The following is a 21,001-nucleotide window of genomic DNA, read 5'->3' as shown; positions in this document are numbered from 1 at the left end:
ATGCACCGCGCAGCGGCGTGACGGCTTCGGGCGACGCGTATCTGTGAGAGATTGCAGACCCGAGGCGCGACTGGGCGCACAGCTTCGCGCGCGTGCGCCTCTTCCCTTTCCCTGTCCGATCGGTCAATTTCGCGCGGTGAGTGGAAAGGGTGCGGAATGAACGAGGCGGTCAAGGGCTTCTGGGCGATGGTGGCGGCCTGCATCATCTGGGGCCTGTCGGGGCTCTATTACAAGATGCTCGACATGGTCCCGCCGATCGAGGTTCTGGCCCATCGTACCCTGTGGTCTTTTGCCTTTTTCGCAGTGATCCTCGCCTTCAAGGGGCGGCTCGCCGAGATCTGGCGTGCGCTATCCGAGCGTCGCGGGCGCGGCACGCTGGTGATCGCCACCGCCGCGCTGATGATTTCGGCCAACTGGTTCACCTTCATCTGGTCGGTGCAATCGGGCCATGCGGTGCAGGCGAGCCTTGGCTATTACATCTTCCCGCTCGTCGCGGTTCTTCTGGGTTTCGTCATCTACCGCGAAGCGCTGAGCGCGCTGCAATGGGCTGCGGTCGGTCTTGCGGCCCTGGCGGTCGTGGTGCTGACGGTTGGACTTGGCGTGGCCCCCTGGGTCTCGCTGATCCTCGCCTTCACCTTCGGCACCTACGGGCTGATCAAGAAGGGGTTGCGCGCGGGGCCGATGGTTTCGGTCTGCGCCGAGGTGCTGCTCTTGTCGCCCGTCGCGATCGTGGTGCTGGCCGGGTTCCATTACGGCTGGTGGGGCGGGGCGGTCGATGCGGGCCATTTCGGCAGCGACTGGAAGACCTCGGCGCTTCTGGTTTTCTCGGGGCCGCTTACCGGCACGCCGCTCCTGCTTTTCGCCTATGCCGCGCAAAGGGTGAAGATGGCGACGGTGGGGCTGGTGCAATATCTCAACCCGACGCTGCAATTCTCGGTCGCGACCCTGGCCTTTGGGGAGCCGGTCACGATCTGGCATGCGATCGCGCTGGGGCTGATCTGGACCGCGCTTGCAGCCTATTCGAGCGTCAATCTGCGCCCGAAGCGTTCGGTGAAGGCGGCCTAGGCGAAGGCGGAAACGAGCGCGGTCTCGAGCGCGTCGACATCGTCGAGCATCACCAGCATGTCGCGCAGCGATGCATCGGCGAACCCCTCTCCCACGATCTGGTCGATCAGCGCGGCGAGCGGGTTCCAGTAGCCATCGGTATTGAGCAGGAAGATCGGCTTTTCATGCAAGCCGATCTGGCGCCAGGTCAGCACCTCGAACAGCTCGTCGAGCGAGCCCGCGCCGCCGGGCAGCACCACCACGGCATCGGCATTCATGAACATCACCTTCTTGCGCTCGTGCATCGTTTCGGTGACGACGAAGGTGGTCAGATCGCGTTTGCCGACCTCACGAGGGAACAGATGCTCGGGGATCACGCCGAAGGTGCGCCCGCCCGCATCCTGGGCGGCGCGTGCGACCTCTCCCATCAGCCCGACATCGCCCGCACCGTAGACCAGTTGCCAGCCCCGCGCCGCGAGCATCGCCCCCGTCGCCTTGGCCGCTGTGGCATAGGAAGGTTTCGCGCCCGCGCGCGAGCCGCAATAGACACAGACGGAACGGGGATGGGTCATGGCGTCGGCTCCAGAGGAAAAGGCGGTTCTTGAGCGGTGATAGCGGGGTTGCTAAGCTTGCTCAAGTGACCCGGGAACAAAGCCGTGCGAGAGGGACATATCGCACGGAATCGGGCAGGGATCGAAAGGGATCGAAAAGGGGCGGGGATGACCGAACACGACAAGCAGGGCGCCGAGAGCGCCGGAGCGGGCGGTATGCTCAAAGGCGGGGCCGTGGCGGTCGTGCTGGTGGTGCTGGGGCTGGTGATCTGGGCGCTGTCGCGTCCGGGCGAGACGCCTGCACCGCAACCCGTTGAGAAGACAGCCGAAGCTCCGTCGGCCGAGACGCCAGCCGAGGCGAATGAGGCGGCGGTTGCTTCCGCGCCGGCCCCGAGCGCAGAAGACGAGGCGCCCGTGGCCGGTCAGAGCGCCGAGGCCGCGCCAGAGGCTGCCGCGAATGCTGCGCCGGAAGCTGCGGAAAACGAGACGCTCACCGCACCGGCGCCCGATGCGCAGGCCGCCCCGGGCGATTTCGCTCAGGTCCAGTTCGACGCGCTGCGGGCGGCCCCTGACGGATCGGTCACGCTGGCCGGGCGCACCGATCCCGGTGCAAAGGTCGATATCCTCGTCGACGGGCAATCGGTCTCGCAGGTGCAGGCCGATGGCGCGGGCAATTTCGTGGCGCTCTTCGATCTGCCTCCGGTGGCCGATCCGCGCGCGCTGTCGCTCAAGGTGACCGGGGCGGATGGTCAGAGCCGCGAGAGCGCCGAAACGCTGGTGCTGCGTGGTCAGCCCGAACCGGTCGCTGTGGCCGAGGGCGCGGCCGAGGTGTCCGCGACCGAGGCGACCGCGATCGGATCCGCCGCGCAACCCGCCGCCCCGCCCGCCGCCGCGATCGTGGCCGATGCGGACGGCGCGCGTGTGCTTGCGCCTGCCAGCACGTCGCTGGTGATCGACACGATCTCCTTCGGTGCAGGGAAGAGCGCGCGCAGCGAAGGGCGCGGCGCGCCCGAGGGTACGGATCTGGCCGCCTATCTCGACGACACGCTGGTCGCCGAGGCGAAACCGGCCTCGGATGGGCGCTGGGCGCTCGATCTGCCGGGGCTCGGGATCGGCAAGCACAAGCTGCGTATCGATGCGCGCGACGGCACGGGCAAGGTGATCGCGCGGGCTGAAACCGAGTTCGACCAGCCAGACCAGATCGTCGTCGCAAGCGCCGCCAGCCCCGCCGGGGCCGAGACGCAGCCGGTCTCGGATCAGGGCGGCACGGTGAAGGTGGTGCAGATCGTCGAGGGCAACACGCTCTGGGCGATCGCGCGCGAGGTCTATGGCGATGGCTTCCTCTATGTGCGGGTCTTCGACGCCAATCGCGACCAGATCCGCAACCCCGACCTGATCTATCCGGGGCAGGTCTTCACCATTCCGTCCCCCGACAGCGCCTCGGGAGCGGCTGCGCAGTAACGCACAGGGCTCTCGCGAGGCTGGACTTCGCCCCGCCAGCCGCTAGGTTGCGCGCAGGTTTCCGACGTGGAGGGGCGCTGCCCCGCTTCCTCCGGAAGCCCCCGAGATATTTTCGTCAAGAAGAAGGGGAGGGGCGCGATGCCTCCGTCACAGATCACGACCGCGGGCAAGATGAATGCCGATGAGCGCGCCCGCGGCTGGCGCACGATCCGCGCGGTACTGCCCTATCTGTGGTCGCATGAAGCGCCTTGGGTGAAGCGGCGCGTCATCCTCGCGATGGTGATGCTGGTGATCGCCAAGATCATCTCGGTCTCGACGCCCTTCGTCTATCGCGCGGCGGTCAATACGCTTTCGGGCGATGCAGGCGCGAACCCGGCATGGGCGCTGGGCCTGGGCGCGGTGGGGATCACCGTGGCCTATGGCATGGCTCGGCTGATGACGGTGGCCTTCGGCGAGCTGCGCGATGCGATCTTCGTGAAGGTCGCGCAGCGCGCGCTGCGCCATCTCGCGCTGCAGACCTTCACCCATATGCACCAGCTGTCCCTGCGCTATCACATCACGCGCAAGACCGGCGGCCTCAGCCGGATCATCGAGCGTGGGGTGAAAGGCGTCGAGTTCCTGCTGCGCTTCATGCTGTTCTCGGTCGGGCCGCTGATCCTCGAGCTGACGCTGGTGGCGATCATCTTCGCGGTGGTCTTCGACTGGCGCTACGCGGCGGTCGTGATCGTGACCATCGCCGCCTATATCAAGTTCACATTCAAGGTCACCGAATGGCGGGTGTCGATCCGGCGCGAGATGAACAAGGCCGATACGGCGGCCAACCAGAAGGCGATCGACAGTCTTCTGAACTTCGAAACGGTGAAATATTTCGGCGCCGCCAAGCGCGAGGCCGAGCGCTACGACGAGTCGATGAAAGGTTACGAAGCGATGGCGGTGAAAACCGGCCAGTCGCTGGCGGCGCTCAATGCTGGACAGACGCTGATCATCTCGATCGGGCTGGTGGCGGTCATGGTGATGGCGGCGATGGAGGTGCAGGCGGGCACGCTGACGGTCGGCGATTTCGTCATGGTGCAGGCCTACATGATCCAGATCACCATGCCGCTGGGCTTTCTCGGCACGGTCTATCGCGAGATCCGGCAGGCGCTGGTCGACATGGGCGAAATGTTCGATTTGTTGCAGCAACCGGCAGAAATCCAGGATAAATCCGGCGCGGATGTTCTGAAAGTGAAAGGCGGCGAGATCCGTTTCGATCAGGTCGAGTTCCATTACGACCCGGCGCGGCCGATCCTGAAGGGGATTTCCTTCGACGTGCCCGCCGGTCAGACGGTGGCTCTGGTCGGGCCGTCGGGCTCGGGCAAGTCGACGATCGGGCGGCTGTTGTTCCGTTTCTATGACGTGACGGGCGGCGGCATCACGATCGACGGGCAGGATCTGCGCGACATCACGCAGGAGAGTCTGCACCAGTCGATTGGCGTGGTGCCGCAAGATACCGTGCTCTTCAACGATACGATCCGTTACAACATCGCCTATGGGCGCGCTGACGCGAGCGAGGCCGAGATCGTCGCCGCCGCGAAGGCGGCGAAGATCCATGACTTCGTGATGAGCCTGCCTGAGGGCTATGACACGGCCGTGGGCGAGCGGGGGCTGAAGCTCTCGGGCGGCGAGAAGCAGCGGGTGGGGATCGCGCGCACGATCCTGAAGAACCCGCCGATCCTTCTGCTGGACGAGGCGACCTCGGCGCTCGACACGCAGACCGAGCGCGATATCCAGACCAGCCTCAAGGCGATGGGCGAGGGGCGCACGGTGATCACCATCGCGCACCGGCTCTCGACGATTGCCGATGCCGATCAGATCATCGTCCTGGAGAAGGGCGAGATCGTGGAGCGCGGGCGCCACGAGGAGCTGCTGGCGCAACGCGGGCGTTACGCCGCGATGTGGGCGCGCCAGTCGGCCGAAGAGGAAGATGCGGCGGAGCAGGGCGCGGCGTGAGCGATCAGGGGCGCGCCCGGGCCTTGGGTGAGGGCTTTGTCCCGCTTGTGGTTTGGCGGTTTATCTGGAAAGCACCGAACGGCGTTTGAACCCGCGAGACACCGCCAATGCGGCCTTCCGGGGGAAGAAACGGCGCGGCCCAGGCTGGGCGCCCGGGCTTTGGTGTCTGCCTCACTCCGCCGCGTCGGCATTCGGCACCAGATGCGGCTTCACGCCGCCCTCGGCTTCACCATCGTCCCAGATGATTTCGCGGCCGCGCATCTTGCGCATCGCGCGCTCCAGCGCGAGGTCGCGCGCGGCGCGGCTGTCGGTGCCCTGCATCAACGCAGAAAGCGCCTTCGTGCCGCGATAGGCGCCGGTGTTGAACCAGACCCGGATCGACAACAGCGCGGGCGTCAGCACCAGCGTCAGCACCGTCGCCGTGCCAAGCCCGAAGACCACCGCCGTCGCGAGCTGCTTCCACCACAGCGCGGTCGGGCTGTCGATCGAATAGCCGCCATTCAGGAAGTCGAGCGAGAGGCCGAACATCATCGGCGTCAGCCCCGCCATCGTGGTGATCGTGGTCAGCAGGACGGGCCGCAGCCGCGCTTCGGCGGTGCGGATGATCGCTTCGAGCTGCGGCATGTAGCGGGAGAATTCCTGATAGGTGTCAATCAGGATGATGTTGTTGTTCACCACGATCCCGGCCAGCGCCACGATCCCCACGCCGGTCATGATGATCGAGAATTGCTGCCCCATCACCAGCATCCCGATCAGCACCCCTGCGGTCGACAGGATCACCGCAAGCAGCACCAGGACCGAGTTGTAAAAGCTGTTGAACTGCGCGAGCAGGATCACGAACATCAGCGCGAGCGCACCCGCGAAGGCCTTCATCAGGAAGTCCTGGCTCTCGGTCTGCTCGACCAGATCGCCGGACCATTCATAGGTGACGCCCTGCGGAAGCACGGCCTCGGTTTCGAGCCACTCGCCAAGTGCCGCGATGCGCTCGTTGCCGTTGATTGGTTCGCCAGCTTCGTTTGTCAGCCCGTCCAGCACATCCGCCTTGATGTCGTAATACCGGGTCTGGTCGATCCGGTCGATCTGGCCGAGCTTCGGCGCAGGCGTGCGCGTGATGAAATTCGCCAGCGGCACGAGCCCTTCGGTGGTGCGCAGCTTCAGCGTGTCGAGGGTGGAGAGGACGCGATCCTGTTCGGGCAGGCGCACGCGGATCTCGATTTCCTCGTCGGATGAAGGCACGCGCATCGTGTCGAGCAGGATGCCGCGCGTGACCAGCTGCACCATGCCGCCCACCGTCGCCACATCCGCACCGAAGCGGCCCGCGCGGGTGACGTCCACGTCGATGACCCAGTCGATGCCGGGCAGCGGGCGGGTGTCCTCGATCGCGGTCACGCCTGTCATGTCGGCCATGTGGGCCTCGACATAGCGCACGGCCTCGTCGAGCCTGGCGAAATCGTTGCCCTTCAGGCGCAGCTGGATCGGCTTGCCCGAAGACGGCCCGCGATCCTGCGCGAGATATTCGGATTTGATGCCGGGGATCGTGGCGATCTTCGCCATGATCTTCTCCATCACCACCTCGCCTTGGAGGTCCGCGTCATCCTTGCGCTCGGCCCAAGGGATCATCTCGACCTGGATCTGGCCGATCGTGTCGCGCGGCGCGCTCGCCCCGCCATTGTTCTGGTTCAGCCCGCCTTCGCCCGCGAAGGAGAAGACCGCGCCCACGCCCGGCTCGCCAAGGGCCATCCTCTCGGCCTCGCGCAGCAGCGCGTCCTTTTCCGAAAGGGAAAGGTTTCCGCGAGCGCGGATATAGACGATGGCCTGCTCGACCTCGCTATCGGTGAAGAACTGGGTGCCGTTATTGTTGCGCCCGTAATATCCGAAGGTGAAGATCACCGCGCCCACGATCACCGCCACCGTGATCAGCGGCATGACCGGATTGCCTGCAATCAGCGAAATGAAATGGCCGAAGGGACGGCGGCGATAGCCAGCTTCGATGGGTTTCGGCGCGCGCTGCGGTTTGGCGGCGGTGAAGGTGATCGAGCTCGCCATCGTCGCGAGCACGAACAGCGCCACGCCCGGCAGTGAGCGCGCGAGATCGCCCGAGGCGCTATGCGTGCCCGAGAAGAAATCGGGGTTGAGCGTCAGGATCGCGCCAAGGAAGACGAGCGCCGCCGAGGCGACCGCCAGTGCGAGGCGCAGCGCATAGGGCCAGCCCTTGATGACGCGCGCTCCCATATCGAGGCGGCGGCTCATCCGACCCGCGACGCCGCCCACGACGGGCAGATAGACCAGCGCCACGACCAGCGAGGCCGAAAGCACGAAGATGATCGTGACCGGCAGCATCCCCATGAACTCGCCCGGAACTCCGGGCCAGAACAGCATCGGCAGGAAGGCGCAGAGCGTGGTCGCTGTGGACGACACGACCGGCCAGAACATGCGCTTGGCGGCTTCCGTGTAGGCGGCCATCGGCCCCGAGCCTTCCGAAATCCGCTTGTCGGCATATTCCACGACGACAATCGCGCCATCGACCAGCATGCCCACCGCGAGGATCAGCCCGAACATCACGATATTCGAGATCGGCACGCCCATCATGCCGAGAAGCAGGAAGGTCAGAAGGAACGAGGTCGGGATCGCGAAGCCGACCAGCAGCGCCGAACGCGTGCCGAGCGTCGCCAGCACCACGATCATCACCAGTGCGATCGCGGTCAGCACCGAGCCTTCGAGTTGGCTGACCATCGCGCCCACCGTCTTCGACTGGTCGAGCGAGATCCCCACATCGACGGCGCGTTGCAGGGGTTCGGGCCAGCGGCTCTCGGCCTCGGCCACGGTCTTGCGCAGCAGGTCCACCGTGTCGATGATGTTGTAGCCCTTGCGCTTGACGATCTGCAGCGCAACGGTCGGCTCTCCGTTGAAGCGCGCGGTGCCGGTGCGGTCCTCGAAGGTCAGGCGGATATCAGCCAGATCGCCCAAGGTCACGACGCTCTCGCCGTTCTTCTTCACGGGCAGGGCGTAGACATCCTGCGCGGACTCGAAGGTCGCGGGGATCTTCACGGAAAACGCGCCGCCCTCCGTTTCGACCTCGCCCGCCGCGATCAGCTGGTTGTTGGCCTGCACCACGTTGATCAGCTCGGGCGCCGTGACGTTATAGGCCTCGAGCTTTAGCGGATCGATCACCACTTCGAGCATCTCGTCGCGCTGGCCCGCGATCTGCGCTTCCAGCACCGGCTCCAGCCCCTCGACCTCGTCCTGAAGCTCGCGGGCGAGTTGTTGCAAGGTGCGTTCGGGCGCGTTGCCCGAGAGTGTCACGACAACGATCGGAAATTCCGAGAAGTTGATCTCGTTGATTGAGTATTTCTCGAACCCGTCGGGGAATTTCCCCTCGGCGGTGTTCATCGCGTCGCGCACATCGGCGATGATCTTCGTCTTGTCCCAGCCGAAATCGAACTCGAGCATCACGCCCGCGTAATTCTCCTTCGCGATGCCGGTCATCTTGTCGAGACCGTCGAGACCGGCCAGTTCGGTCTCCATCGGCTTGACCAGAAGCTTCTCGGAATCGACGGCCGAGATGCCGGGGAAGGGAACCGAGATGAAGAGCATCGGGATCTCGATATCGGGCTCACCCTCCTTGGGCAGGCCGATATAGGCGGTCAGACCCGCGGCGATGGAGATCACCACGAAGGCGATCACCATCCGCGCGCGGGCCGCGGCCCAATCGACGATACCGGTCATTGCGCGGCCTCCGGCGCGGGCGTGCCGGGGGCGGGGGTGTCGGTCGCGACATCGCCGGGTGCATGATCGACCAGCGTGACGGCGACGGGCGAGCCCTCGGTGACGTAATCCTGACCGACGACGATCACGGTGGCCTCTTCGGGAAGACCAGCAAGCCAGACCCCTGCGGGCGTGTCGCGCAGGAAGGTGACGGGGGCGAAATGGGCCTTGCCATCGACCGCAAGACGCACGCCGAGCTTGCCGTCATCATTGAGCGTCATCGCGGAAGCCGGCAGGAAATGCGCTTTGGTGCCATCGGCGGCCACGATCATCTCGACGGTCTGGCCCTCGCGGATCGCGGCGTCGGGATTGGCCACCTCGGCCTCGACGCGGAAGGTGCGGGTCGCGGCATCGGCCGATTGCGACACGAAGGTGACGCGGCCCAGAACCTCGCGGCCCGTGGCCAGACGTGCGCCGACCCGCGCACCCTCGTGGACGCGGTCGATCTCGGTTTCGGGCACGAAGCCCACCAGCTTGATCGGATCGAGCTGGATCACCGTCGCGCATAGCCCGCCGGCGGAGAGAAGCGCGCCCAGCTCTGCCGTGTCTTCCTCGATCCGGCCCGCGAAGGGTGCGGTGATGTCGAGCCGCGCGAGTTCGGTCTGCGCGGCCTCGACGGCGGCCATCGCGGCCTCCAGCGCCGATTGCGCCGAGGCGGCGGCCGTGTCCGAGCGATACCCGCCCGCCTGCAGCTTCTGCGCCGCCGTGGCGTTCAGCCTTGCCTCGTCGAGCCGCGCCTGCGCCTCGGCCAGAGCTGCGGGCCGGGTGCCGGGATCGAGCTTGCAGAGCAGCTGTCCCTGTTCAACCTGAGCGCCCTTGTCGAGCGGTTCGGAAATCACCTTCCCCGTCGTCTCGGCACGCACTTCGACGCGGCGCGCAGCCTCCGTCTGGCCACGCGTCAGAACGCCCTGATCGACGGGCTGCGCTTTCGACGCGATAGCCTGAACCGGGACCGAAGGCTCCGCCTCGACCTGCGCGGCTTGGTCTTCCTGAGCGGGACTCGCCGCATCGCCCAGGAAGCCCATGACCCGATCACGCTCGAAGACCAGAAGGTAGAGCGCCACTAGGACAAGGATCGCGTTGAGGATCGGGATCGGGCGCATCGGGTGGGCTCCTGTGCCTTGGCTTCGGTTTCCCCGACTACGCACGGGTGAACCATCGAGTTCACATTAATGAGAGCGGGGCATGATCTCAAGCGCGAAGCCTCGCGCGTTCGCGTCCCGCGCGGGCCTTGGCAGCGCCGGGGGAGGCGTGTAAGAGGGGCCGACAGCAGCGAGGAGAGGCACGCGTGAGCGAGACCGACAGTTTCATCGAGGAAGTCACCGAGGCCGTCCGGCAGGACAAGCTCTTTGCCGCCTTCAAGAAATGGGGATGGATCGGTGGCGTGGTGATCCTCGCGATCGTCGGCGGCACGGGCTGGAACGCCTGGCAGAAGGAAAAGGCCCAGACCGAGGCGCGCGCCTTCGGCGACAAGCTGATGGCCGCGGTGGCGGACAAGGATCCGGGCGCGGCGCTGGCGAAGATCGACGCCGAGGGCGGTAGCCGTCAGGCGGTGCGCGACCTGATGCAGGGCGATGCGGCGCTCGAGGCGGGCAATCCCGAAGAGGCGGTGAAATTCTATGACGCGGTCGGCGCGCAGGCCGGTGTGCCGCGCTCGCTGAGCGAACTGGCGCAGCTCAAGGCGGTGATCGCGGCGGGCCACACGATGGAACCCGCGAAACGCGATGCGGTTCTGGTCAAGCTGGCTACGCCCGGGGCACCTTATCGTCTGCTCGCGATGGAGCAGCAGGCGGCGGTGAAGCTTGCGGCGGATGACAGCGACGGTGCGATCGAGATCGCCAAGCAGATTCTCGCGGATGCCGGGCTCACGCCGGGCTTGCAACAGCGCGCGACAGAGTTGATTGTGGCGCTGGGCGGCGAAGTGCCGACCGAGCCGGGGCAGGCCGCTCCGGCACCGCAAGAGTAAAGGGTTGAACCAAAGAGGTCTTTGCCGCGCGCTTGGGTGATGCGAGGGCGGGCAGCGGATCCGAAGGGCAGGGGGAACGGGCGTGAATCTGAGCAAACAGGCGATCTGCGTTCTGGGGCTGGCTGCGGTCATTTCGGGCTGCTCCAGGAAGGAAGTGATCCTGCCGGGCGAACGCATGTCGCCGCGCGACGCGATGCTGGCCGCCGAGGGCCTGCCGGTCGAGGCCGGCACGGATCAACAGCAGTCCCTGCCGATCAAGCTGCCGGGCGTGGTGAACAATGCCGAATGGCCCCAACGCGGCGGTTCGGCGACCCACAGCCTGTTCAACGCGGCGATCGGTTCGGGCACCAATCTGGTCTGGTCGGCCGATATCGGGGCGGGCAATGCACGCCGCTACCGCATCACCGCCGATCCGATCGTGGCGGCGGGCAAGGTCTTCACCCTCGACAGCCAGGCCCGCGTGACGGCGACCGCAACCAATGGCGGGCGTGTGTGGCAGACCGACATCACGCCTCCGGGCGACCGCGAGGGCGATGCCTCGGGGGGCGGCGTCGCCTATGCCGCGGGCACGGTCTTCGTGACCTCCGATTTCGCAGAGCTCGTCGCGATCGACGCGGCCACCGGCGCGATCAAGTGGCGGCAATATTTCGACGCCGGGATCGGCGGCGCCCCGACCGTGCGTGACGGCGTGGTCTATGTGGTGGCGCGCGACAGCTCGGCCTGGGCGATCCGCGCCTCGGACGGCAAGGTCGTCTGGCAGATGCCGGGCACGCCGTCGAGCTCGGGCATGACGGGTGTCTCTGCCCCGGTCGTGACCGACCGCATGGTGGTCTTCCCCTTCCCCTCGGGCTTCCTTGCCGGGGCGCTGCGCAAATCGGGCATGTCGACCTGGCAGGCCAAGGTCGCGGGCGCTCGTCCGGGCGTGGCCTATGCTTCGGTCGTGGATCTGACCGGCGATCCGGTCGTGGTGGGCGATACGCTTTATGCCGGCTCCTCGGCGGGCAAGCTCGCCGCTTTCGATGTGGCTTCTGGCCAACGGCTCTGGACCGCGACCGAAGGGGCGAACAGCCCCGTGCAGGTTGTGGGCGGCTCGATCTTCCTGACCTCGGACAATGGCAAGCTGGTGCGCCTCGATGCGGCGTCCGGCGCGCAGATCTGGTCCAAGGACCTGCCTTATTACGAGAAGGAAAAGGTCAAGAAGCAGCGCACGATCACTGCCAATTACGGCCCGGTGCTCGCAGGCGGCAAGCTTTACGTGGCCTCTTCCGACGGGATGCTGAGGGTCTTCAGCCCGGTCGACGGCTCGCTCATCGGCGAGGCGAAGATCCCGGGCGGGGCCTCGACCGACCCGGTCGTGGCAGGCCGCACCCTTTACGTTGTGGGCGGCGACGGGAAACTGCACGCTTTTCAGTGAGGCTTTTAGGGTGTAAGGGGGCCGCTCGTATACGCCCAAGGAGGGCATCATGAGCTTTACCCTGGCCATCGTGGGCCGCCCGAATGTCGGCAAATCGACGCTGTTCAACCGGCTTGTCGGCAAGCGCCTTGCGCTAGTGGACAATATGCCCGGGGTCACGCGCGACCTGCGCGAGGGCGATGCGCGTTTGGGCGATCTGCGCTTTATCGTGATCGATTCCGCCGGTCTCGAACTGGCCGAGGATGACAGCCTCCAGGGCCGGATGCGCCGCCTGACCGAGCGCGCGGTGGAGGAGGCCGATATCTGCCTGTTCCTGATCGACGCGCGCGTGGGTGTGACGCCTGCTGACGAAATCTTCGCCGATATCCTGCGCAAGAAGAACGCCCATGTGATTCTCGCGGCCAACAAGGCCGAAGGGGCTGCGGGCGATGCCGGCGCGATGGAGGCGTGGAGCCTTGGTCTGGGTGAGCCGCTGCGGATCTCGGCCGAGCACGGTGAGGGGCTCGACGACCTGTATACCGCGCTGGTGCCGCTGGCCGACGAATTCGCCGAGCGCCACGCCGCGAATGCGCCCGAGACCGATGTGGTCATCGACGAGGAGATCGAGGAAGGCGACATTCCCGCCTACCAGCCGCCCTCGGCCGCAAAACCGCTGCAACTCGCGGTGATCGGCCGCCCGAACGCGGGCAAATCGACGCTGATCAACAAGATCCTCGGGGAGGATCGCCTGTTGACCGGACCCGAGGCCGGGATCACCCGCGATGCGATCTCGGTCACGACCGAGTTCATGGGCACGCCGATGCGGATCTGGGACACGGCGGGGATGCGCAAGAAGGCGCGCGTGACCGACAAGGTCGAGAAGCTCTCGGTGGCCGACGGCTTGCGCGCCGTGCGCTTCGCAGAGGTCGTGGTCGTGCTGCTCGACGTGAATATTCCCTTCGAAACCCAGGATCTGCGGATCGCGGATTTCGCCGAGACCGAAGGCCGCGCCGTCGTGGTCGCTGCGAACAAATGGGACCTCGAAGAGGACAAGCCCGAAAAGCTGAAAGAACTGCGCGAGGCGTTCGAGCGCCTTCTGCCGCAGCTCAAAGGCGCGCCGCTCGTGACCGTCTCGGCCAAGACCGGCAAGGGGCTCGACCGTCTGCACAATGCGATCCTGAACGCGCATGAGGTCTGGAACCGCCGCGTGCCGACCGCGAAGCTCAACAACTGGCTGCGCGCGATGACCGAGGCGCACCCGCCGCCCGCCCCGGGCGGTCGCCGCATCAAGCTGCGCTACATCACGCAGGCGAAGACCCGCCCGCCGGGCTTCGTGGTCAAGACGACCTATGCCGACAAGATCCCCGAGAGCTACGAGCGCTACCTGATCAACGGGCTGCGCGAGAGCTTCGACATGCCCGGCACGCCGATCCGCCTCTACATGCGCGATCAGGGCAAGGATAACCCCTACAAGGATCGCAAGAAGTCGATCCCGTCGCGGCTGAAGAAGCATGTCGATGCGAAGAAGCGCGCGGCCCACAAGGATGCCGCCAGGAAAGTGCGTGACGCGAAGAAGAAATCAGGCGGGCCCTCTTCGGGCGATAAATAATGTTCACGTTCTTGTTGCCAATTCGCTACGTCTTTGGCGTATAGCTTCCCCTACGACAGTTTCCCTTCGATATATGTCATAAAACATCTTAGGATCCACTTGTGTGGGTTCTAAAGGGTATGTTGATCGCCGTGACCTTGCCTCCCCTCCTGTGCGATCGCTGAAAAAACGGAATGAGGTTTGCTATGACCATGAAATTGCTGCTTTCTGCCGCGATCTCGTGCCTCGCGGTTGCACATGGTGCTGCGGCTGCAGATTGGGAAAGTTCGATTGAGGGCGGGGTCTTCTCGACTTCGCGCAGCAGCACGGACACCGATATCGACGGTTCGCCTTTCTACGGTGCTTACGTTGGCGGCTATGCCGCGACCGAAATTGGCGGTGGGTATCGTTTTGCCATTGATGGCCGTGTCGAGAAAAACGGCGATTCGGGTAACAACGACGTGTATTACACCGGCCCGACGACGACGGGCGCGTTCGGTGTCCATGTCGGCCGCGAGTTCTCGTTCGCCTACCTCGGCGCTTATGCTGGCGCAGGTCTGTTCACCGGTTACGACGACGCTTCCGATGCGGGCCGCACCGCGGTTGGCACGACTCTCGGTTTCGAAGTCGAAAAAGCTATCTGGCGGGGCAAGGCCTACGGTCAGATCGGTTATGTCTCGGCCAATGGCGCCTCCGATGACAACGAGTTCGAAGGCTACGACATCACGCTCGGTTACGCGGCTCAGGTTACCGATCGCTTCGGCATGAACCTCTTCCTCGAGCAAGCCTATTCGGGCAGCTGCTTCGAAGACTGCGGCGGCGACTGGGGTCGTTACCGTGCTGGGACGCTCGAGGTGAACTACTCGGTCAATGACAAGCTGGACGTCGTCGGTGCCGTGAGCCGTCGCCTCATCACCGCCAACTCCGAGGACAAAGCCGACGAGACGAATGTCTATCTCGGCGTTCGCATGGCGTTCGGTGCCAAGCCGACGAGCAACCTTCGCACCCCGATGGGTGGCTTCCAGGCAGCTGGCTGGATGGCTCCGCTCGATTGATCGGTGCCTGAAGCGATTGTGGAAAAGGGCCCTCTTGGGCCCTTTTCTTTTGTCTGGCCGATCAAGCTCAGATGAAGCCGAGCCGGTCCAGCGCGGCTTGGGCGCGGGCACGCTCATCTCCGTTGTCGGAGACCAGCCCAGCATTGATCTCGACGATCAGCTTCGAGAGGGTCTTTTCGCGTCGCATCTCGATAATGCGTCCCGGCACCTCTTCGGCGCCGAGTTCGAGAATGCGGTGCAGGGCGTGATCGCGCCTGTTTTCGACGGATGTTACGGTCATGTGCAGCCCCCCGGCGACTCACTCATTTGTGAGCAGCCTAGCCGTTTCCCAGGGGGATGTCTTGCGTCGCTGCGCCGCAGCGTCAGACGAGCTTGCCGTCCACCAGCCGCGTCTTGCCGCCCAGATAGGGATGCAGTGCCGCGGGAAGCGTGACCGAGCCGTCCTCTTCTTGCCCGTTCTCCAGCACCGCGATCAGGCAGCGCCCCACCGCGAGGCCCGAGCCGTTGAGCGTCGCGATGAACTCGGGCTTGCCGCCATCGGCGGGCTTGTAGCGCCCGTTCATCCGGCGCGCCTGGAAGGTGCCGCAGGTCGAGACCGAGGAAATCTCGCGATAGGTGTTCTGACCCGGCAGCCAGACTTCGAGATCATAGGTCTTCTGCGCACCGAAGCCCATGTCGCCGGTGCACAGCACGATGCGGCGATAGGGCAGACCGAGCGCCTCAAGCACGGCCTCGGCGCAGCCGGTCATGCGCTCATGCTCGTCGATGGCGGTCTCCGGGGTGCACAGCGTCACCATCTCGACCTTCTCGAACTGGTGCTGGCGCAGCATGCCCGAGGTGTCCTTGCCCGCAGATCCCGCTTCCGAGCGGAAGCAGTTCGTATGGGCGCACATACGTTGGGGCAGGGCGCTTTCCTCCATCACCTCGCCGCTGGCGTAGTTGGTCAGCGTGACCTCGGCGGTCGGGATCAGCCACCAGCCATTGGTGGTCTGATAGCTGTCCTCGGCGAATTTCGGCAGCTGCCCGGTGCCGAGCATCGCCTCGTCGCGCACCAGAACGGGGGTGATGTTCTCGGACAGGTCATGCTTGTCGACATGCAGATCGAGCATGAATTGCGCAAGCGCCCGGTGAACGCGGGCCACGCCGCCCTTGAGCACGACAAAGCGCGAGCCCGAAAGCTTCGCGGCCGTTTCGAAATCCATGGCAGTGCCCACGGCGGGCAGTTCGTAATGCTCTTTCGGCGTGAAGGAGAAGTTGCGCGGGTTGCCCCAGCGCTTAATCTCGACATTTTGTTCTTCGTTCTCGCCTTCGGGCACATCGGCCAGCGGCAGGTTCGGAACGGTCATCAGTAGGTCGCGCAGCTTGGCGTCGAGCTCGCTCGCCTCGCTTTGCATCTGCGCCACCTCGGCCTTCTTCTCGGCTACCAGCGCGCGCAGGCGCTCGAACTCGGCCTCGTCGCCCTTGGCTTTTGCCGCGCCGACCTGCTTCGAAGCGCTGTTTTGTTCGGCTTTCGCGGTCTCGGCGGCGTGAATGGCCGTCCGGCGCGCCTCGTCGAGCGCGAGGATCTCGGGCGAAAGCGGCGAGAGCCCCCGGCGCGCCAGTTGGGCGTCGAATTCAGCGGGGTTTTCGCGGATTGCGCGGATATCGTGCATCTCACCTCTCCAAGACTGTTGCGGAAACGGCTTTAGCGCATGAAAGTGGGGCCGAAAACCCCCGGCGATGCGACCATGACACAGGTCAAGGCGACGAGGCTTGCGCAATGGTTGAATTTCGCTGTAAGGGCTCATATTCAATAACCGGAATATAACCGGGCGCGATGCTGCCGTGTCCGGAGGGAAGGGTATCCGAGATGACGTTGAAATTCCTGCCGCTGGCATTCGCCGCGCTGCTCCTGCCGGGGGTCGCGCTGGCTCAGGATGGCGCGATCAAGGTCGAACCGCAGATCGTGACGGACTGGAAATCGGTCTATGGTCAGGTCGAGGCGAAGAACACGATCGCCGCGCGGGCGCGGATCTCGGGGACGATCACCGAACTCGACGTCACCGAAGGCGATACGGTCACGGCCGGTCAGATGATCGGCAAGATCGTCGATCAGACCATCGAGTATCAGATTGGCGCGGTCGACGCGCAGATCGCAGCACTCGAGGCGCAACTCGCCAACGCCCAGACCGAACTCAAGCGCGGCGAAGAGCTCAAGGCGCGTGGGGTCTCGACCACGCAGAACGTCGACCAGCTTCAGACGCAAGTGAATGTCTACGAGGGCCAGATCGCGGCGCAGAAGGCGCAGCGCAAGGTCTATGAGCAGCAGCAGCAATTCGGCACCGTCACCGCGCCGATCGACGGCAAGGTGGTCTCGGTTCCGGTGACCAAGGACGCGGTGGTAATGGGCGGCGAGACGATCGCGACCATCGGCGGCGGCGGCTTTTTCCTGCGCCTTTCCGTTCCCGAGCGCCATGCCGACACGCTCAAGACGGGCGACACGATCATGATCACCGGCCCCGAAGGCCAGCAGATCGAGGGCAAGCTCGCCAAGATCTACCCGCAGATCGAGGGCGGCCGCGTGCAGGCCGATGTCGAGGTTCCCGATCTGGATTCGCGCTTTGTCGCCGCGCGCCTTCTGGTGAAGCTGCCGATGGGTGACCGTCAGGCGATCGTCATCCCGGCAAGCTATATCGCCACCCGCACCGGCCTTGATTTCGTGCGCGTGAAAGTGGGCGAGGAGAATGTCGAACGCACTGTCGTTCCCGGCGTGCGCGTGAACATGGATGGCCAGGAGATGGTCGAGATCCTCACGGGCCTCAACCCCGGCGATACGGTGGTGCCTTATGAGCAATAAGACCGAGACCGGGCCCGCAACGCCCGAAGAGGACGAGATCCACGGCAAGCTCGGGATCGCGGGTGGGCTGACCAAGTCGTTCATCCGCTCTGCACTGACGCCGCTGATGATCCTGGCCGCTGTCGCGGTGGGCCTTGTGGCGTTGATCTCTCTGCCGCGTGAGGAAGAGCCGCAGATCTCGGTGCCGATGGTGGACATCCATATCCAGGCGCCGGGACTGAAGGCGCAGGATGCGATGAAGCTCGTGACCGAGCCGATGGAAACCATCGTGCAGGGGATCAACGAGGTCGAGCATGTCTATTCGCGCACCCAGGATGATTATTCGCTGGTGATGGCGCGGTTCCAGGTCGGCACTTCTTCGGATGCCGCGATCCTGCGTGTTCACGAGAAGGTGCGCGCCAATATCGACCGTATTCCCAAGGATATCCCCGATCCGGTGATCGTCGGGCGCGGGATCGACGACGTGGCGATCGTGTCGCTGACCCTCACCGGCAGGGACGGGGCCGATATCGACAGCAACGAGCTGACCCGGATCGCGCGCGAACTCCAGACCGAGGTCACGAAGATCGAGAATGTCGGCCTGACCTATGTGGTGGGCGATGCCACGAGCGAGATCCGGATCGAGCCCGATCCCGACAAGCTCGCGCTTTACGGCGTGACCCTGCAACAGCTCTCGAACAAGGTCACACAGGCCAACCGCGCCTTCAACACCGGCACCATCCGGCATGAAGGCAAGCAGATCTCGCTTTCGGCGGGCGAGACACTGGTCGCGCCGGCGGAGATCGCGGGGCTGCTGCTGACCACGCGCGACAACCGCCCCGTCTACGTGGCCGATGTCGCCAAGGTCTCCTATGTGCCCGACGCCTCCGATCACATCGTCTCGAATGTGCAGCGCGCCGAAGACGGCACGCTCGAGCGCACCCCGGCGGTGACGCTCGCCATCGCCAAGCGCGCAGGTTCGAACGCGGTGGTCGTTGCCGAACAGATCATGCACCGGGTGCACGAGCTGCACGGCACGCTGATCCCCGAAGACGTCGAGGTAAAGGTCACCCGCGACTATGGCGAGACCGCGAACGAGAAGGCCAACGAGCTGCTGTTCCACCTCGGCCTCGCGACCGTGTCGATCATCGGTCTCGTGCTGGTGGCCATCGGTTGGCGCGAATCCATCGTGGTCGCGGTCGTGATCCCGGTGACGATCCTGCTGACGCTCTTTGCGGCTTATGTGATGGGTTACACGCTCAACCGGGTGTCGCTCTTCGCGCTGATCTTCGCGATCGGTATCCTCGTCGACGATGCGATCGTGGTGATCGAGAACATCGCGCGACATTGGGCGATGAAGACGCCCGGTTCGCGCATCACCAAGGCGATCGAGGCGGTGGCCGAGGTGGGCAACCCCACCATCGTCGCGACTCTCACCGTGGTCGCGGCGCTTCTGCCGATGCTCTTCGTGTCGGGGCTGATGGGCCCCTACATGTCGCCCATTCCCGCTGTCGCCTCGGCGGCGATGATCTTTTCCTTCTTCGTGGCTGTCATCATCACGCCCTGGCTGATGGTGAAAGTCGCGGGCAAGGCGGAGCTGCATGGCCATGGGGCGGATGACGACGCCTATGGCGGACACAATCACGGTGGCAAGCTTGGCGCGCTCTACTCGAAATTTGCGCGTCCGATCCTGAAGACCAAGGGCCGCGCGGGGCTGTTCCTGCTGATCGTGTCGGTGCTCTCCTTCGGCTCGCTGGGGCTGCTCTACACAAAACATGTCACGGTGAAGCTGCTGCCCTTCGACAACAAGTCGGAGCTCTCGGTGGTGATCGACATGCCCGCCGGCACCTCGGTTGAAGAGACCGACTCGGTAGCGCAGCAGGTCGCGAGCATCGTGACGGAAATGCCCGAGGTGATCTCGGCGCAGACCCATGCGGGGACGGCCGCGCCGTTCAACTTCAACGGGCTCGTCCGGCACTACTACCTGCGCGCGCAGCCCAATCAGGGCGACGTTGAGATCCAGCTTCTGCCGAAAGGTGATCGCGACCGGACCAGCCACCAGATCGCGCTGGAAATCCGCGACAAGATCAAGGCGATCACGCTGCCCGAGGGCGCGAGCCTGAAGACGGTCGAGCCTCCGCCCGGCCCCCCGGTGATCGCGACGCTTCTGGCAGAGGTCTATGGCCCCACGCCGGAAGTGCGCCGTGCCGCGGCGCGACAGATCCAGAAGGCCTTCGATGAGGTGCCTTTCATCGTCGACGTGGATAACAGCTTCGGCATCCAGCCCGACAAGCTGCGCGTGACGGTGAATTCGGACGATCTCGAGTTCTACTCGGTGTCCGAGGGGGATGTCTGGGATACGCTGGCGATGCTCAACGGCTCGACCACGGTCGGCTATTCGCATCGCGGTCAGGAACGTCAGCCGATCCCGATCGTGATGGAGCGCTCCAAGTCCAACAAGGTGATGAACGAGAGCACCCTTTCGACCCCGATCCCGGCGAACGTTCTGCCCGGCGCACGCGGCGTGGTGGAACTGGGCGACGTGGTGGATGTGAAGACGGAGAAAGCCTCCTATCCGATCTTCCGCCATAACGGGCGCGAGGCGGAAATGGTCACGGCCGAGCTTGCAGGGAATTTCGAGGCACCGCTCTACGGGATGCTGGCGGTCGATGACATCATCAACAACATGCAATGGCCCGAGGGCGAGAAACCCGTGGTGTCTCTGCATGGTCAGCCGCAGGACGAAAGCCATGTGACGCTCCTGTGGGACGGCGAATGGGAAGTGACCTGGGTCACCTTCCGCGACATGGGAGCGGCCTTCGCGGTCGCGCTCCTGGGAATCTACATCCTCGTCGTCGCCCAGTTCGGATCGTTCCGCCTGCCGCTGGTGATCCTCACGCCGGTGCCGCTGACCTTCCTCGGGATCATGGTCGGTCACTGGATCTTCCACGCGCCCTTCTCGGCCACCTCGATGATCGGTTTCATCGCTCTGGCGGGGATCATCGTGCGCAACTCGATCCTGCTGGTGGATTTCATCCGGCACGGGGCGCATGAGGGCAAGGACAAGATCGAGGTGCTGATCGAGGCCGGCGCCATCCGCTTCAAGCCGATCCTGCTGACCGCGATCGCGGCGATGATCGGCGCGGTGGTGATCCTGGCCGACCCGATCTTCCAGGGGCTTGCGATCTCGCTGCTGTTCGGCCTGCTCAGCTCGACCCTGCTGACGGTGCTGGTGATCCCGGCGATCTACCGGATCTTCAAGACCTGAACGGTGTGAAAAACTGACCTGATGACCGCCCGCGCGACGACCCCGTGCGGGCGGTTTCTCTTTACCCTCCGACGAGTGGCCTAGATTGCGCACGCCTGTGCAAATG

The 21,001-nt window shown here is 65.0% G+C and carries 14 protein-coding genes; 9 read left to right on the top strand and 5 right to left on the bottom strand.

The annotated features are described in order from the left end of the window. The first annotated feature begins 156 nt into the window (after nt 1–156). Nucleotides 157–1,065, top strand: coding sequence for an EamA family transporter RarD (gene rarD, locus BMG00_RS03185; RefSeq protein WP_078528625.1), 909 nt, complete (start codon nt 157–159; stop codon nt 1,063–1,065). Here the strand turns inward: rarD and BMG00_RS03180 are convergent. After that, on the bottom strand, nt 1,062–1,616 hold the full coding sequence (locus tag BMG00_RS03180; protein ID WP_078573362.1) for an LOG family protein: 555 nt from the start codon (nt 1,614–1,616) through the stop codon (nt 1,062–1,064). The two genes, rarD and BMG00_RS03180, sit on opposite strands and share 4 nt — an antisense overlap. Before the next feature lie 147 nt (nt 1,617–1,763). Between BMG00_RS03180 and BMG00_RS03175 the strand changes: the two genes are divergently transcribed. Both BMG00_RS03175 and BMG00_RS03170 read left to right on the top strand, forming a co-directional pair. Beyond that, nucleotides 1,764–3,056, top strand: a complete 1,293-nt coding sequence (locus tag BMG00_RS03175; protein ID WP_078573361.1) for a LysM peptidoglycan-binding domain-containing protein — start codon at nt 1,764–1,766, stop codon at nt 3,054–3,056. A 138-nt stretch (nt 3,057–3,194) separates the two neighbouring features. Then, nucleotides 3,195–5,045 (top strand): ABCB family ABC transporter ATP-binding protein/permease, encoded by a 1,851-nt coding sequence (locus BMG00_RS03170; protein WP_078573360.1) that lies wholly within the window; start codon nt 3,195–3,197, stop codon nt 5,043–5,045. 171 nt (nt 5,046–5,216) lie between these two features. On the opposite strand, the gene BMG00_RS03165 is transcribed toward BMG00_RS03170, so the two are convergent. Further along, entirely contained in the window at nt 5,217–8,771 is a 3,555-nt protein-coding gene (locus BMG00_RS03165; RefSeq protein ID WP_078573359.1) for an efflux RND transporter permease subunit, read from the bottom strand. Further along, on the bottom strand, nt 8,768–9,913 hold the full coding sequence (locus BMG00_RS03160) for an efflux RND transporter periplasmic adaptor subunit (protein WP_078573358.1): 1,146 nt from the start codon (nt 9,911–9,913) through the stop codon (nt 8,768–8,770). The genes BMG00_RS03165 and BMG00_RS03160 overlap by 4 nt, the downstream gene beginning before the upstream one ends. A 185-nt stretch (nt 9,914–10,098) precedes the next feature. Here BMG00_RS03160 and BMG00_RS03155 point away from each other — a divergent pair, with 185 nt between their 5' ends. The 4 genes from BMG00_RS03155 (at nt 10,099) to BMG00_RS03140 (ending at nt 14,812) form a co-directional block, all read left to right on the top strand. Beyond that, nucleotides 10,099–10,776 (top strand): hypothetical protein, encoded by a 678-nt coding sequence (locus BMG00_RS03155; RefSeq protein WP_078573357.1) that lies wholly within the window; start codon nt 10,099–10,101, stop codon nt 10,774–10,776. Between the two features lie 82 nt (nt 10,777–10,858). Then, nucleotides 10,859–12,190 carry an outer membrane protein assembly factor BamB family protein gene (locus BMG00_RS03150; protein ID WP_245794939.1) on the top strand — a complete coding sequence of 444 codons (1,332 nt, stop codon included), beginning with the start codon at nt 10,859–10,861 and terminating at the stop codon, nt 12,188–12,190. A 49-nt stretch (nt 12,191–12,239) separates the two neighbouring features. Then, nucleotides 12,240–13,778, top strand: a complete 1,539-nt coding sequence (gene der / locus BMG00_RS03145; protein ID WP_078528604.1) for a ribosome biogenesis GTPase Der — start codon at nt 12,240–12,242, stop codon at nt 13,776–13,778. Nucleotides 13,779–13,963: 185 nt separating this feature from the next. Next, on the top strand, nt 13,964–14,812 hold the full coding sequence (locus BMG00_RS03140; protein WP_078528601.1) for a hypothetical protein: 849 nt from the start codon (nt 13,964–13,966) through the stop codon (nt 14,810–14,812). Nucleotides 14,813–14,879: 67 nt separating this feature from the next. Here the strand turns inward: BMG00_RS03140 and BMG00_RS03135 are convergent, their stop codons facing one another. Together BMG00_RS03135 and serS are read right to left on the bottom strand one after the other, a co-directional pair. Beyond that, nucleotides 14,880–15,092 (bottom strand): hypothetical protein, encoded by a 213-nt coding sequence (locus BMG00_RS03135; RefSeq protein WP_078528598.1) that lies wholly within the window; start codon nt 15,090–15,092, stop codon nt 14,880–14,882. 82 nt (nt 15,093–15,174) lie between these two features. Continuing rightward, entirely contained in the window at nt 15,175–16,464 is a 1,290-nt protein-coding gene (gene serS / locus BMG00_RS03130) for a serine--tRNA ligase (protein ID WP_078573356.1), read from the bottom strand. A gap of 203 nt (nt 16,465–16,667) precedes the next feature. On the opposite strand from serS, the gene BMG00_RS03125 reads away from it, so the two are divergent. Further along, nucleotides 16,668–17,648 (top strand): efflux RND transporter periplasmic adaptor subunit, encoded by a 981-nt coding sequence (locus BMG00_RS03125; RefSeq protein WP_420604789.1) that lies wholly within the window; start codon nt 16,668–16,670, stop codon nt 17,646–17,648. Beyond that, nucleotides 17,638–20,895 (top strand): efflux RND transporter permease subunit, encoded by a 3,258-nt coding sequence (locus tag BMG00_RS03120; protein WP_078573354.1) that lies wholly within the window; start codon nt 17,638–17,640, stop codon nt 20,893–20,895. The genes BMG00_RS03125 and BMG00_RS03120 overlap by 11 nt, the downstream gene beginning before the upstream one ends. Nucleotides 20,896–21,001 lie beyond the last annotated feature (106 nt).

Source organism: Thioclava marina (assembly GCF_002020135.1).
In the GTDB taxonomy this organism is placed as follows: domain Bacteria; phylum Pseudomonadota; class Alphaproteobacteria; order Rhodobacterales; family Rhodobacteraceae; genus Thioclava; species Thioclava marina.
Note: the sequence above shows the minus strand (reverse complement) of the source record. Positions and strands in the feature narration are given on the sequence as shown.